A 14,082-nucleotide genomic window follows, 5' to 3' on the forward strand; every position below is an offset into this window, starting at 1 on the left:
ATGGGGTACGTGCTGGTCGCCGCCGTGATTGTGGGCGCCGGGGTAATGGGTATAGCTGACGGTGCATTGGCGCGGGCGGCGGGCGCGGCGGGGTGCGCGTAGCGTGCCGGGGCCTTGCGAGCAGGCGTCCGGGTCGGGCGGTAGCAGCGGCGGCAGCTTAGTGCGGTCGGGTTCCACAACGACCCACTGCACGCGCTTGGGCGGCGCGGGGCGCGGACGCGTGCGAGTGGGCAGTGCACTGGCGGATGCCGTGGGTGGGCGGCGGCGTGTCATGGCGCCTCCGGGTGGTGGCGCGTAGCGGTTGCAGCGACACACTGCTGCACTGCTACTACACCGCATGCGAACCGGCGGTGCGAGGTTTGCGGCAACGTAACGAGCTGGCGACTCAGAGAACGCACGGGAGCGTCGCTCACCTGCTCAATAGCAGCGCGTGCGGCGAGCCGGCGCAGCACCTCACCCGCATCCCAAAGCAGGCGTTGAGCAGAGCCTGGCGAAAGATCAACCGGCACAGATGCCGGCATGGATGGTGCGGTAGACATGGCAACGCCCTCCTGGAACAACCCAAGAACCGCCGCCAACGGCGACGGGATGTCGGGAGGTTCGAAACCGCTAGTAGCCGGCGGGCATATTCCCCTTGCGGGTGTTGTATTAGCCGCCCTCCCGACGCAGGCATCGCATCGGCTTGTACCTGCAGGATGCAGGCACAAAAAACCCACCGGTTTGACGGAGGTGGGTACCGCTCTTAGAGGAGTTTCGACGCTCCTTGGGATTAGATTGCTAGGGCAAGGTATGGCGTGTGAATAGCCACATAAGACCTTTGCCTGGCTCCGTGCCCGCAGGGCAAGCACGCCTCGAATGCTTGGCATCGATCGCTCAGCCAGTGACTCGTATCGCAAAACCGAAGATCCGTTCTCAAGGAGTTGTGCACTGCGACCGATGCAATGGTTTGCTGTTTTCGGTATACCGCGCTCCGCGCCACTTGAAGGAACGACATGTCAATCTTGCGAAGAATTTCGGAGTCAATTGTAGGTACCAAGGAGGCAATCAAGGAGAAAGGCGATATCGGGGAAACGGATCTTTGCAAGTGGCTCGGCGACTCTGGCCTGTCCTACGTTGCGGTCTGCCAGGCAAGGGAAAGCTTCGCCCCACTCTTCACAGGCGAGATCAAGCGACCGGATTTCATGGTCCTGCTCGACTCCATCGGACTGATTGCAGTTGACGCCAAAAACTTTGACTTGAAGGAGTGGGACGGCTCGCCCTGCTTCACACTAAGCCTGCAGAAAGAGCTGCTGAAAGCGGTCGCGTTCGAGCGCATGTTCCGTATCCCGCTCTGGTACGCCTACAGAGGCGAGGACAATGACAACGTCTCCTGGTATTGGATCAGCGCGCTCAAGGCCGTTGAAGTGGGAATCAAGCGCGATGGCCGCCATGGTGATTTCCTGACCATCGGCCTCGAGCACTTTGCACATGTGGTCAACCCCGATGACATGGCCAAGCTCTATACACAGCGGCTGCCCGGTGTTTCCAGGATCGCTGCCCTTCCGGTCACGAACTGAACGCGAATCGGCATCTGCAGACGTGAAGTCAGATTCCGATCTTGCGTCCGAACTTCCGCCGACCATCGTGGTCTTCACGCTCATTGAGGAGGGGTGAATGTTCAAGGATATGATCGCTGCCGGTGGCCCTGGCCTACTCATCCCAATCGTGTTGTTTGCGCTCATCATTTATACAACGCGCGGCTTCTTCGATCTTCATGGCAGGCGAAGCCAAAATCGACGAGAATTCCTGGAGCACTGGGACCCCAAGCGCGCAGATGACGATCTATGGCTTGAGGTCACCGTTCGCCATCTCTATGGGCAACTGTTACCTGCTCATGTCATTCGCACCGCCCTGAATCACCCACACTGCAGCCAAGCATTGATGGACCTTTCTGAGATCTGGGAGTTCTACCATTACGACTCAGACACCCAAACGGTTGGCTGGGCCCACACGCGGCACAAGCACGCATATCGCAGATGGTTGAACCACCGCTGGTCCTTGGCGCGCTATTTCCTGCTTGCCTGCCTGGCAATGGTGGCGACCTATTTCGCGACCCTCGTTAGCGGACTCTCGCAATGGATCTACGCAACTGCTGCAGCACTGTGTGGGATTGGTGCGTTCATTAGCTTGTGGCGCTGCGACGTAGAGAAAAAGGCGACCGATGCCGGCGAGATTTGGATCAAACGAATCAATGATCCTGCATCAAAATCGAGGTTTGAAAGTGATGGAATAACTTCGCGCAATGCCGCCTAGATGCAGCTGCAAGCGTACTGATATCCTGCTAGTCGATGACCTTCGCTTCATGGGAGTTTCTAAATGCCATCCAACATCCCCTATGACCCCGCTTTAGCGCTCGGCAACCTAGTTAGTAAAGAGCGGCTCGACATGCTCGAGCAGATCGCCTCCACCCAGGCACCTGCAGATGCCGCTGAAAACACGCTAAATTCTTTGATCGCAGTCAAGCACGCACTGGACATGACGTCCCAGGAGCTCGCCATGATGGGTATCGACACGACGGAACTGGACGCGGAGCGGGCACAGCTTGACAGGTCGATTTCCGAAGCCGCTGAGTCCTATGCCAAAGCCAAGATCAAAGCAGTCAAGGATACGCAGTCTTTGCACGCCACGGTGCCGAGCATCAGCGATTCGACAGATTCTCTCATCGACCATAACCGAAGCCATATCAAACAGGTGCCGCTTTCTGCGGATGGCCTGAGAATGCATGCTCAGTACTTCAGCTTTGACTCCAGCAACCTGGACGCCGGAACTCACGCTTCCAACGTAGCGAAGTTCATCAGCAAGCATGTCAGTCGTCTGGGTAGCGCGCTTGCTGTCCAAGCTTTGCGCTCTTCGGCAAGCCAGGTCCATAGCCAGATCAGGGACCATAGCATCGCTGGAACACTCATTATCGCCGTCAGTTGCGTTCACAAAGATGCTGTGTTGCTCGCTCCATTGATCCTCGATGCAGACAAGGGCATCCAGGCGTTCAATGCGTGCTTCCCTGACGAGACGATCAAGACTGGTTCACTCTCTGCCATGCAGGACATCGCAGCCAGGCCAGATACAACGGGGGACAAGGCGCTGACTGTCATCTCCGGAGCCACTTTGGGTTCTTGCTTCATCGGGATGGCCCACATCAGCAGCACTACGCAGATCAATACAGCTATGGAAGGCGTCGCTTCATCACTGCAAACCCAGTTCACGATCGGAAACTGGTTTGGAAGCGTCAATGGCGTTTCTGGCATGGGCAATTCGTTCGGCGATGATGCCAAGTTATTACTGTCCTCACAGAACATCGTGTCGCAGTGCACGCTGACCACCATCGGTTCGAGCTCGTCCGCCACACTGAACCAGTTCAACATCGGCGCCCTGGAGCTATCGGGTTACGATGCATCGGAATCGATGAAGGCCTCGCCCCAAGTTCAGGGAGTGCAACAAAATCTCCAGGACCCAATCGCACTTGCAGAACCTACTGAACATTCGGGCCAGAGCTTTGTTGCGATGAAGTCAGACCAGATGGAGAGCATGCTCTCGGATCTAAAAGAGAGTGATGATGGGGAGGAAAAAATCGTCGATATCAATGCGATGGTGGCCGCACTGGATGACTATGTGGAGAAGTGTGTGGCTGGCAGGATCGGCTTACCCATCACTTACTACACCAAGCGAGTCACGGCCAGCCAGCTGGCGCAGAGTTGGATTGAAAAGTACTGCCCTGCAAGCAATTGACCGTCTCCATAGGTGCTACTAGTCCGCGTGAAAGAGGCGCAACCACCGGCGGCAGCGCCAGTTGTACCAGTTACCTGGATGGTCGGCTTTTATTCTGCTGACGGAGTCTATTTGAGCAAGTTGGTAGTGAATCGAGCTCCGCATGATATTGGGAAATTCATGGATGAGCAGGAGAAGGCAACAATTTGGGAAGGGGGCGAGCGAGGTTGCTGGTGATCGGCGCCATAAGAACCCATCGCTTCGACGGAGATGGACGCAGCTACGAGTTGCCTACGCCCATCATCTTCTGACTCTGCCTGAATTCAAGCGCATCAGGGATGTCGTGAAATGTAAGTAGATCTCCAGCAAGCTCTGCGAGCAAATTCTTCGCATCTGTCGGCGTTGCACGGAAGAATTCGCGACGATGGTTTACAAGGTTTGCCCGGCTCTCAGCCAGCCGTGCGTGCATTTCACCTTCGATTCCAACAGCGTCCGTTGAGAAAAATAGCGCATGCACATCGAAGTTGAAGGGCACTGATGCATCACTGAGTTCGCGGATACGGTCCATCGGATCCAGACGACGCGTCATACCGACCTTGATCAGCGATTCACCAAAAGATCCAATGTTGGAGATAACGTAAACGTAGCCCGCCCTGATGTTGGCTACGCGATAGTCAACTTCCGCAATTGCATGCTCAACCTCTGACACCTGGGCGCGCATCCGCTCTACAGCCTCTGAATCACCCTTGGCCAATAGCGCCTGTAGCGCGTTGAGGTAATGTTGGCGCTCCTTCTCCAGCTTCAAACGCTCGCGCTCCATCTCCTGCTGGGTTTTGCGCTCTTCCCGCAGCCGCTCGCGCTCTTGCCGTTCCAGTTCCTTCTCTTCGGCTTTCTTCTGCACGAAATCCGCAGTGAGCTGCAATTCTGTAATACGAAGCTGCAGGTACTCATGCGTGATACGGATGCTCATGGTCTTGCCCAGGCGCTGGATTGTCTTGGCTACCTTTTCAATCCGATCGATGGCCGCAGCAAGTGCGTATGGCTTCAAACCACGTACCAGAACATCGGCCTCTGCATTGAATGCCCGCAGCATCAATTTGCTGTAGTCCCGAAGCATGGTCTTGCCCTGCGCTTCTGAGCCGTTAACGGTCCAGCCCACTGCAGCGACAACAGCGCGGCCATCTGCCTTGTTCAGCTCTTTGATAAGTCCGCGAATATGATCAAGGCGATCCTTGTAGGCCACCGCGTCTTGTAGCGGATGCGCATACTCATACACACCGGATTCTTGGAGCAGGGCGCGTTCACGGGTTTCGACGACTTCTTTGCGTAGCTCTGCGACCTGCAGCAACAGCTCATCGCGATTTGCCGTCAGCGTCGTAAGCTGTTCTTTCCATGCAAGCGATGCAGACGCCAACTCAGCATTCAGTAGTTCCAGCTCTCGCTCACGCTCCAACTGGCTAACACCTCCAATACGGGAGAGTGTCGCATAAATTTCATCCCTGTCCTTCGACACCGTAGCAAGCTCATCTATAACCTGGCGTGTGAAGCGCCTTACGCCGAAGAGCGGAATTTTCCGATTGGTGTCCATACCTGCTCCCTTGTTGATGTGTGACCTCAGCTAACAGCGTAATCTTGCCATGCCTCTCCCTTCTTACGAAGAAGCACTATTTATTAGATTTGCGATTAGTTTTCGGCGCCGGGTAGCGGCACAGAATTCCTGATCTTGAGTTCTCATGTTCAGAAGCGTGAGCACGCCCTCATTCTGACTGCAAATAAACCAATACCTCTTGCCTCAAATCGAGGACCAGAGCAATTCCAGCTTCGATAAGCCTTGTTTCGCACATGGGTTCACGCGCATCTCTCGCGCATGATTCTATTGCCCGCGCTGCGCTAGTGCTACGCTACAGCCACACCACGGAGGGGATCTTTAATGGCAACGCTGATTCCCAGTCGATCGAGTAGCGCCGGCCGAATGACATCTGGCGAGCGGCGCTTTTCGCAGCGCCTGGAAGACAAGCTCGATGATGAGTACATCTGCTGGTACGACGTGCCGATCGGCCCCAGTCACCGGCATCCGGACTTTATTGTGCTGCATCCCTATCGCGGGATCCTGGTGCTTGAGGTCAAGGACTGGAAACTGGAGACGATCGCTGAGATTGACCGCGACACCGCTGTGCTCCATACCGAGCGCGGCCGTGAAGTAACGTCCAATCCATTGCGCCAAGCTCGCGACATTTGTATCGAAGTCGGCAAGCTGATGCTCAAGGATAGTGCACTGCGCCTTCCTGAGGGAAGCAAGTATCAAGGCAAGCTGATCATGCCGTGGGGCTTTGGCGTGGTGTTTAGCAACATCAGCCGCGCCCAGTTTGACGAAGCCGAATTAGGCAATGTGATTGCGGCAGGCAGTGTGATCTGCCGGGACGAGATGACCGATTCGGTGGACACCGAGGCGTTTCAGAAACGGCTCTGGGATATGTTCCCTGCTACGTTCTCATGCCAACTTAGCCTGCCGCAGATCGAACGAATTCGCTGGCATCTGTTTCCGCAGCTACGAATCGTTCCTCCTGAGCAGGTGCAGTTGTTCGCCTCATCTCAGCCGGACAAGCCCATTGCCATCCCTGATTTGATCAAGGTGATGGATCTGCAACAAGAGCAACTTGCTCGCTCGATGGGGGACGGCCACCGAGTGATCCATGGCGTGGCAGGCTCTGGCAAGACAATGATCCTGGGCTATCGCTGCGTTGAGATTGCGAAGCGTCAAGGCAAGCCGGTGTTGGTGCTCTGCTACAACAAAACACTTGCCGGCCGCCTGGAGCACATGATTCACGCGCACGGCGTGCAGGACCGCGTGAGTGTGCGTCACTTCCATGGCTGGTGTGGGGAGCAGCTGAAGGCCTACGGCATCAAGCCTCCGCCCGCACAGCCAAATGCCCAGCAGTATCTGGACACATTGGTCAGTAAAGTCATTTCAGCAGTGGAGTCGCAGCAGATTCCGCGAGCACAGTACGCGGCAGTGATGATCGATGAAGGCCATGACTTTGCACCCGAATGGCTGCAAATCGTCACGCAGATGGTCGATCCGGAAACCAATTCGCTGTTGCTGCTCTATGACGACGCGCAAACCATCTACAGCACAGGTGGACGTCGAAAGTTCAGCTTCGCCAGCGTTGGCATCCAGGCCAAAGGGCGCACCACGATCCTGCGTCTGAACTACCGCAACACCTTGGAGATCCTTTCCACGGCAAAGGCCTTTGCCCAGGAGCTCTTGGCCGGGGAAGATGCGGATGAAGACAACGTGCCCGTGATCGCGCCAGAGAGCGCAGGACGCCGGGGCACCGTCCCCGAGCTGATACAGGCGAGCAACATTTGGGAAGAATCACGCATCATCGCCCAACAGGTACGCGAAGCACTCAACAACGGTGCAAGCGCCAACGACTTTGCGGTTCTTTGCCGCAATAAAGTACTTGCCACGCATATAGCCTCGCGGCTCCGGGCTGCGGAACTTCCAGTTGTACTAGCAGAAGAGATCAACAAGCGACACCTATTCGATGGCGAGCCTGCAGTTAAGGTGCTGACGATGCACTCCAGCAAGGGCCTGGAATTCGAGTCGGTGTTCATTCCCGGCATCTGCGAGATTGGGCAACGCTTGCAAGCCGACAGTGAGGAAATGAGGCAGGAGGCCAAACTGCTGTATGTCGCAATGACTCGAGCTCTTGGCTCGCTGACAATGCTGCATCATTCAGAGACAGTACTAACCGGGCGGATTGGACAGGCCATAGATCAGATACGGACTAGGCTTGCAGCCTAAAGTCTAAGATTTAAGGGATCCGAGGCAATCCCCCCTTACGTCTGAAGTGCGAGTCGCCCAAGGCGGACTGCTGCATGACGAGAAGGAGGGCGGTTCAAGACGCGGCATGCCGGGGCCTATTGCTCAAAAATAAGACCTCACCCTGACGTGAGCGATACAGCCGCTATTGGGCATCGCCGCGGGGGCATCTCCGGGCGGCTCGCTTAATCACTGTCTCCCCTTTGTTCCATCCCTAGCTTGTCGATGTACCGGGTGATAACGTGTCAGGACGAATCCCATACCTGGGCATGAACGTGGATATAAAAATTAGGCTCATTTTCGCGACAGGATTACTCGCACTCTCAACCTTGGCTGCTTGTGCAGGAGGAAACATGCGCTCTGATTACAAAAAGAATGATCTTCAGCCGGTCAAGATCGAAAAATCAGGCGATTCACTGCAAATCACTTACCACATGCCTGCAGAAAGTCTGTTTTATTCTCCCGGCATTGATTTCGTGAATGAGGGTGGCGTCTTGCGTATCGCCATCCGCAGATGTGGCATCAATGAGAAGTGTGATGCCATGGCGAAAGCTGCCATGCCACCAGTTGAGCCGTGGACGCCGAAGGTCACCGTACCGTATGGAGGCGAAAAGGTTGTATTGGTCTACGCGGACAGCGAGGAAACGTTGCTCCCATAACTCCAGCCAAGGAACGATGCAATGAGCACCGATCAGAAGTGAGAAGGGTCATTGAGCGCCAAGGCGACGTGCTTGTCGTTGGGGACGAATCCCGGATTCCGTGCATCGGTACTTGCGGGTGCTGGCCGTGACGGCCGAAGCCAACACCTGCTATTTCGCAGTAGTTAGGCTGATCGCCTAAACTGACCGCTTTCAATTACTAAGTTAACCTGACTCCGCTAATCATCGGGAAACCTCAACACCCGACCACGTTCCCGCAAGGCTTGCGCCGGCGTTCCACGAGCTATGGCACACTCGCAGCAGGAAGATGCATGGCTGCAACATTCAATCGGCCGTGCCGCTGGCTATCTCAATATTCACTCAAGCCGCCGCCGTTTTTCCACGCAGCCAAATGCGAGCGTTCACTCCATGGAAATCCTCTACTCGGGTACGGATAAAATCCTTTGCGATTCGCTGACTTTGATGCTCACTAAATCTCGAATCGAGCACGAAACTAGCAAGCGTCTGTACAGCGTACAGATCAATGACGCTGATGAAGTACACCAAATATCGGTTCATTGCGACGATTGGGATAGTGCAGCACGAATGCTCGACATGCTCACTAGCAAGACGCAATGCAAAGAGGCATCCGCATCAGTGAAGGCTGGACCGCGTCGCCAGTAAGCTGCGGTGATCATGATTGCTCTTGGAATCTCTGCCGGCCTTGCCACTACAAGGCTACTCCATAGCGCCCCCTACCCTTGCTTATTCCTATCGCAGCCCCCTATTTCCACCCGATAAGCGACTAGTAGGGTGGGTCGTCCATGCCGGCAACGCAGCGATCAAAGCATCGGGGCGACTAAAGACCACAAGACGCAAGATGGATGCACTTCCATCGAGCGCAGCAGCGACTGACGCTCGATCTTTAGCAACAGCGCCGGCATCGCGTCACTGCATCGCTGAGCCTTTTGCTCGCCTCGGTTAACGCCTGGACGACACGATCAATTCGATGGGTTACAACTCACACCATCCGCTGCTGGGGAGCGATAGATTGCTCGCGCTGCGGCTCCTGCTGCTGGGACTGCTGTTGTCGTTGCGTCTCACCTAAGGCCTGCAGTTGTGCCAGAGACTGCTGGACCGGTTGTGCGATCGCGTCGTTAGTCTTCATATGCGCCATCTTATGCGCGGGGTCGTTTAGCGCGCCTTCGACGACGAAGACATTCTCCCCCTGTCGCACGGATTTGCTGTTCTCGCTCAGAACGACGTGATCGATCTGCGACAGGCCATTCGCTTTTGCCAGATAGGCGCTACTAGCGGCCAGTCTGGCGCTGTTGTCGTCATAGTTCCGACCGAGCCCTTGTTCGAGGCGACGTACAGCGTCTTCTGCCTGGCGGTGCAGCGGGTCCTGCGGCGGCGCACCTACTGCCATTGCATCGACATCAACGGGGAATCCCGGATTTCCAGGCTTTGCCTCACCGATCACTTTCTGCCACCAAATTTGATCAGGCTTGGGATTACTGTGCTCCTTATTCAACTCGCTATTTGGCTTGGGAGCATGGATGCTCTTGATGTCATCAACGTTCCCTACCGGCTTGAGCGCACCTTCAAAATCCTTGTCGACTCCTTGCTTGGTTGTGCGATGCAGCCCGGCATAATTCAGCGCTCCCCAGGTAAAGTCGATACAGCTGTTGGAAGCACCGCCGTACTCCATATTGAAGTCATGCTTAGCAGGTGACTTACCGAATTCCTTCAACTTCTCGTACTGCGATTGATCAATCTCCAACGTACGCGAGTAATAGGGGTCTTTATAGTTTCTGACGTCATCTTTGAAGACCTTACCCGGCCCACTGGATTCCCCATGCTTTGCGGGAGCAAACCCGTAGCTATTAACCTCTTTTCCATCACTTACCGTGTAGTACATGTGCCCGGCCTTGGAATTACCTCCTGTGATAAGGAGGGGTGTCCCTGCCGAAGCGACGTAGACGGTAACGGTATAGCGCTTATCGTGATCATCCATGTCTCGCCCGCCTTACTTTGCTTTGTGAGTGTAGGCAATCAACAATCTTGCATTTGCGTCCAACAACGCCTGCCAATTCTGATCAAAACGCAGTTTGAGACGATAGCGGCCGGCCTGCAGTGACGGGCTATAGGCAAATGCAAGCTCCTCAGAAACCATCCCGGTCGGGAGCAGCCCAGCCTCAGCCAGTGTCTCAACATCTGCATTGAGCGCAAACAAGCCCTTTGCGATCCCATCGACAGCTACCGCAACAGGAACTTCCTGCTCTCTACCGACACGTTGACTGCGTTGCAGTACCACATCAGTCACCCCAGCCTGCTCAATACGTTCCAGGTGCACAATCGCCACGATATCCGCACGCACTAGACGATCGGCAACGTCAGCTACCGCGCCGGTATCAGTTCCGGTCAAGAGAACACCGACAAAAATTGGTGGACTAGCCTCGTCCTGCTGGGCAGGAACGTCAAACTCAAGAACCATCCCCCCTCCGTCGTCGGGAGGCAAGCTTCGCGTTAGTGGCACTGAAGTTCGCATCTCTGATTTTTCCTTTGCTATTGGGGTGCTTGTAGCAGGCGGTTGCATACCGCAGCCCGCAACTAAACCAATGATCAATGCCGTGACTGCAAAGCGCATTCGGCCTTTTGCAATTAGCACCGTCTCTCTCCTGTGAGTGTGACGCTGAGGTTGAAGCTCACGGCCAAAGCCCTGTTTGGAGCCGTGATACCAAGTAGCCGCCTTCTGCGGTCAGCACGCTGCATCCTATCGCTTATGTGTCCAAGCAGCTAACGGCAACCGGGTCAATTAGGCGCTCGCGGCCCGTCACCGCCGCGCCCGTCCCGGCACTGCTGGCTTCTCTGCTGGCGGCACCAGCTCCAATCGCACACCGATTCACGCCTCTCTGGACGACATGCATCGGAACGCCGGGCAGTTCCAGACGCGGCTGACGCGGCATGGCAGGGCATCCTGCTCAAGAAGAAGACCTCAGTCTGACGGCAGCGGCACAGCCCCCTATCAGGCATCTCCGCGCGGGCCTGTACGACCGGCTCGCTTAATTACCCCACCCCCTTTTTTCCGTTACTCCACCGTTGCTCCGCGCTTATCCAACATCCTAACCCGCGACGAATTCATCGACCGCGGCGCTAACGGTACTCTTGATTATAGCTGCACGCGCCTCGCCCACGTAATTGACAGCATCAAGCTGTTCGTGGGTTGCTTCGAATAGATCTCGGACGGTCGTAAATCCTGCATCAATCAATCTACTCTTAATTGCATTAGAGAGATCTAGTAACTCAATACTCTTGTTTAGAAGCATTGCTACTGGCGAACGTCCTTGGCCTCCGGCTCCACAAACGTCGCAAGGCCGAGATATATCTAAAATGGGATGCCCGTTAGCACACTCACCGCTTGGCTCTAGCATTGCTTCTTCGGAAACGGCTTGCCATAGTTCAGCCCCGCGCCCAACTTCAGCATGGACACGGCTAGCCATACCATCAAAAAATACAAGCCAGTCAGCTGGCGCTGGATTTCTTCTAGGAAAATAAACCGCTATTACATTATCTCTGAATGTAAAGCCTGGATGCAGCAGGTATAATGTTCCGCCCTCACGCTTACTCAGGCGCGCGGGCCCCTCTGGAACTATTACATTAGCTGCAACAAGCAGCCTAATACCCGCTTGACACAAATAGGGCACCTGCATTGAATTCGTTAGCGCAAGATACCCGCGGGGCTTTCCAGACTCATAAGGCCCCGGATTATCACTAATCTTACTCCGCAGCTCATAAAGTAGTAGCTCAGCCACCTTAAGTAACCGAGGATCAAGATCCTTGATGACACCCGGGACCATATTGTCCAGATGCCTATCAGTCACTGTATTGATAGCAGTGCGGATATCTTCGAACCTCATACTAGAAATTGGACGCGACCCAATTTGGGTTTGAACTTGCGCAACCAACTTTAGAAGACCGCGCGGGTTTCCATTTGAACAATAGAACAAAATGCCTATCCAATCATTATTAGCAAGCAAAGCCTCAAAAAAAATACGGCTGTTTCCTTCCGCAGCTACCGCGCGACGGCCGAGAAGATCACGAAATGCTTGGATATTAGATGGACGAGGCAAGTCGCCAAGAGGAACAACCACGGCATCATGGCCATAACTAAAATCAAGCCCATAGCGGGTCACTGCGGGGTACACAGATATCTTAAAAGCTAGGCCAGGATCGTACAATGACTTGATACACGTAAAAAATGCACCCTGAGCCCTTGTATCCAATGCATGCGCAGCATCATCCAAAAACAAAATCAGCAACTCCGCCCCCAGCGCAAGCCTGACAGAACGCAAGATCTCCAGCGTATAAGTATAGCCTCGCAACCCTGCAATAACATGTGACTTAAGCCCGATTGCCTGTAAATGCGACGTTATTGAATGAGGATCCCTGTAAGTGGTCTCCAAAACACCGACAACCTTTGCCCAGTCGATCAACCCCAGATCACCTAAGCTCTCTGTGAATTGAAGGCCCTTTAGTTCCACAACCACTTCTTTCAGGGCATTTAATATCCTTGAGTTTATCCACGCCTTAAAGTTATCGAGAGAATTAGATTCAATATCACTTCCGGAAGAAGGTGGTATTGTGGCTAGATACCTTTTAAAGGTTGTGTGAACACCCAAGCTACGCCCTGACGCCAGGTATTGCGACTTCATTCGATGAGCAGCAGTACGCATCAGCATCGTCTTGCCTGCGCCTCTGCAGCCTTCGAGCAAAATATTCTCCGCCGTATACATGCGTTGCAATGTGGCTGCCCACGGACCTTCGACAACTAACTGTTCTACGGTGTCGATAGGAAGGTTATCTGCCTGCAACTGCAAGGAATAGTCTGCCATATTAAATTCCAATGACCCTTAAGAAGGGCTTATTTAACCTTGCAATAATCTCGATATCATCTACTGCAGCGTAATAGGGGTCGGTTGCCATGAGAGAGCCAGCCCTCAAATCTGTCAGCATCCTTTCGTCGAAGGATAAAAATTCATAAAAAAAACATATCCAATAAAGACCTACAACGTTCACAGCCTCAGCAAGCGTCTTGAGCCCTTGCTTTGAAAGCGCTGCCGAACACTCCTCCGTATTCTCCGGTGATTTTGGCCTAAATGTCCCGTGGACCCCTTGGCTAAGCGTGGTAAAAATCCGCTCCGTCCTCTTAAGTATTTTTTGGTCATTCGGGATGCCAGATTTTTTTAAACCACTCATTGTTGCATCAAATCTAGCTTGATACACGAAAGCAAATGGATGCTTTTCACCAGACTCTGTAATTAATTGATGGAGCATTAACCTGTGGCTCGGCTTATCTCCTACTGCCACTTCGTCTTTGACTTTCCAAGCAATTCTACTGATGGGAGACTCAAGAAAGTAGAGCGCAAAAATAACTTGCTCAAACCATGACCTCCATAATGTATATGCTTGCTTCAAAAATCCAAGCCGGGCAAGCTCACATCCAGCAGTAAGGTCCTCTGCTGCAGAAGCGACGAGCGGCCTTACCTGACTTACCTCGTCCTCACTCAATACCAATGCTGCACAAGCTAAATAGGCATCTTGGAATTGAAGGGCGACCTTCTCAAGCAAGTGAAGCTCGTTGAACACTCCCCTCAAGAAAAGCCTTTCATTTACCCCCCAAGCAGGACGAGCGAACACAAGTTTACGAGCCAACTTCTTTACTGAGTAATGAGTACCAAATCTGGAATTTCGTGTCCATGTTGAACTCATTACCTCCTCCTTTAAATTTTCTTGATTTAACCATTGCCCTTACAAATAAACAAGTTCCAAAAAAAAAGCGGCTGCAAAGCCGCTTTTTTGAGTCAAGCAAGT

The 14,082-nt window shown here is 54.0% G+C and carries 12 protein-coding genes and 1 pseudogene; 6 read left to right on the plus strand and 7 right to left on the minus strand.

The genetic code is table 11. The annotated features are described in order from the left end of the window. A partial coding sequence (locus tag ASF90_RS22755) for a hypothetical protein (RefSeq protein WP_082473624.1) occupies positions 1-273 on the minus strand: 273 nt, incomplete at its 3' end. Positions 274-992: 719 nt separating this feature from the next. On the opposite strand from ASF90_RS22755, the gene ASF90_RS17095 reads away from it, so the two are divergent. The 3 genes from ASF90_RS17095 to ASF90_RS17105 all read left to right on the plus strand — a co-directional run bounded on the left by ASF90_RS17095 (position 993) and on the right by ASF90_RS17105 (position 3,765). Then, entirely contained in the window at positions 993-1,556 is a 564-nt protein-coding gene (locus tag ASF90_RS17095; RefSeq protein WP_047128025.1) for a hypothetical protein, read from the plus strand. A 97-nt stretch (positions 1,557-1,653) separates the two neighbouring features. Then, entirely contained in the window at positions 1,654-2,292 is a 639-nt protein-coding gene (locus tag ASF90_RS17100; protein ID WP_055853004.1) for a hypothetical protein, read from the plus strand. Between the two features lie 63 nt (positions 2,293-2,355). Continuing rightward, positions 2,356-3,765, plus strand: coding sequence for a hypothetical protein (locus ASF90_RS17105; protein ID WP_055853007.1), 1,410 nt, complete (start codon positions 2,356-2,358; stop codon positions 3,763-3,765). Positions 3,766-4,024: 259 nt separating this feature from the next. On the opposite strand, the gene ASF90_RS17110 is transcribed toward ASF90_RS17105, so the two are convergent. Then, positions 4,025-5,332: a DUF4041 domain-containing protein gene (locus ASF90_RS17110; protein WP_055853009.1), complete on the minus strand. Its 1,308-nt coding sequence runs from the start codon at positions 5,330-5,332 to the stop codon at positions 4,025-4,027. 384 nt (positions 5,333-5,716) lie between these two features. Here ASF90_RS17110 and ASF90_RS17115 point away from each other — a divergent pair, with 384 nt between their 5' ends. The 3 genes from ASF90_RS17115 (at position 5,717) to ASF90_RS22770 (ending at position 8,892) form a co-directional block, all read left to right on the plus strand. After that, positions 5,717-7,552 (plus strand): 3'-5' exonuclease, encoded by a 1,836-nt coding sequence (locus tag ASF90_RS17115; RefSeq protein WP_055853012.1) that lies wholly within the window; start codon positions 5,717-5,719, stop codon positions 7,550-7,552. Between the two features lie 371 nt (positions 7,553-7,923). Further along, positions 7,924-8,229 carry a hypothetical protein gene (locus tag ASF90_RS17120; RefSeq protein WP_055853904.1) on the plus strand — a complete coding sequence of 102 codons (306 nt, stop codon included), beginning with the start codon at positions 7,924-7,926 and terminating at the stop codon, positions 8,227-8,229. A 285-nt stretch (positions 8,230-8,514) separates the two neighbouring features. Next, complete coding sequence (locus ASF90_RS22770; RefSeq protein WP_153066530.1) at positions 8,515-8,892, plus strand: hypothetical protein; 378 nt, start codon at positions 8,515-8,517, stop codon at positions 8,890-8,892. 337 nt (positions 8,893-9,229) lie between these two features. Here ASF90_RS22770 and ASF90_RS17125 read toward each other — a convergent pair whose 3' ends face one another. The 5 genes and pseudogenes from ASF90_RS17125 to ASF90_RS23635 all read right to left on the minus strand — a co-directional run bounded on the left by ASF90_RS17125 (position 9,230) and on the right by ASF90_RS23635 (position 13,980). Beyond that, positions 9,230-10,129, minus strand: a complete 900-nt coding sequence (locus ASF90_RS17125; RefSeq protein ID WP_055853906.1) for an XVIPCD domain-containing protein — start codon at positions 10,127-10,129, stop codon at positions 9,230-9,232. A gap of 108 nt (positions 10,130-10,237) precedes the next feature. Beyond that, positions 10,238-10,705 (minus strand): hypothetical protein, encoded by a 468-nt coding sequence (locus tag ASF90_RS17130; RefSeq protein ID WP_236699302.1) that lies wholly within the window; start codon positions 10,703-10,705, stop codon positions 10,238-10,240. A gap of 394 nt (positions 10,706-11,099) precedes the next feature. Beyond that, positions 11,100-11,177, minus strand: a pseudogene (locus ASF90_RS24530) (transposase); the annotation flags it as partial. Between the two features lie 156 nt (positions 11,178-11,333). After that, entirely contained in the window at positions 11,334-13,103 is a 1,770-nt protein-coding gene (locus tag ASF90_RS23630; protein WP_153066529.1) for a helix-hairpin-helix domain-containing protein, read from the minus strand. A 1-nt stretch (position 13,104) separates the two neighbouring features. Next, a complete protein-coding gene (locus tag ASF90_RS23635) occupies positions 13,105-13,980 on the minus strand; it encodes a hypothetical protein (protein ID WP_153066528.1) in 876 nt (291 codons plus the stop codon). Positions 13,981-14,082: the final 102 nt, after the last annotated feature.

Origin of the sequence: Xanthomonas sp. Leaf148, assembly GCF_001423585.1 — a bacterium.
In the GTDB taxonomy this organism is placed as follows: Bacteria; Pseudomonadota; Gammaproteobacteria; order Xanthomonadales; family Xanthomonadaceae; genus Xanthomonas.

Excerpts from the sequence above, each read along its gene's own strand:
- ASF90_RS17095 (WP_047128025.1), top strand. The coding sequence starts at position 993 with ATGTCAATCTTGCGAAGAATTTCGGAGTCAATTGTAGGTACCAAGGAG.
- ASF90_RS17100 (WP_055853004.1), top strand. The coding sequence starts at position 1,654 with ATGTTCAAGGATATGATCGCTGCCGGTGGCCCTGGCCTACTCATCCCA.
- ASF90_RS17105 (WP_055853007.1), top strand. The coding sequence starts at position 2,356 with ATGCCATCCAACATCCCCTATGACCCCGCTTTAGCGCTCGGCAACCTA.
- ASF90_RS17110 (WP_055853009.1), bottom strand. The coding sequence starts at position 5,332 with ATGGACACCAATCGGAAAATTCCGCTCTTCGGCGTAAGGCGCTTCACA.
- ASF90_RS17115 (WP_055853012.1), top strand. The coding sequence starts at position 5,717 with ATGACATCTGGCGAGCGGCGCTTTTCGCAGCGCCTGGAAGACAAGCTC.
- ASF90_RS17120 (WP_055853904.1), top strand. The coding sequence starts at position 7,924 with ATGCGCTCTGATTACAAAAAGAATGATCTTCAGCCGGTCAAGATCGAA.
- ASF90_RS22770 (WP_153066530.1), top strand. The coding sequence starts at position 8,515 with ATGGCACACTCGCAGCAGGAAGATGCATGGCTGCAACATTCAATCGGC.
- ASF90_RS17125 (WP_055853906.1), bottom strand. The coding sequence starts at position 10,129 with ATGTACTACACGGTAAGTGATGGAAAAGAGGTTAATAGCTACGGGTTT.
- ASF90_RS17130 (WP_236699302.1), bottom strand. The coding sequence starts at position 10,705 with ATGGTTCTTGAGTTTGACGTTCCTGCCCAGCAGGACGAGGCTAGTCCA.
- ASF90_RS23630 (WP_153066529.1), bottom strand. The coding sequence starts at position 13,103 with ATGGCAGACTATTCCTTGCAGTTGCAGGCAGATAACCTTCCTATCGAC.
- ASF90_RS23635 (WP_153066528.1), bottom strand. The coding sequence starts at position 13,980 with ATGAGTTCAACATGGACACGAAATTCCAGATTTGGTACTCATTACTCA.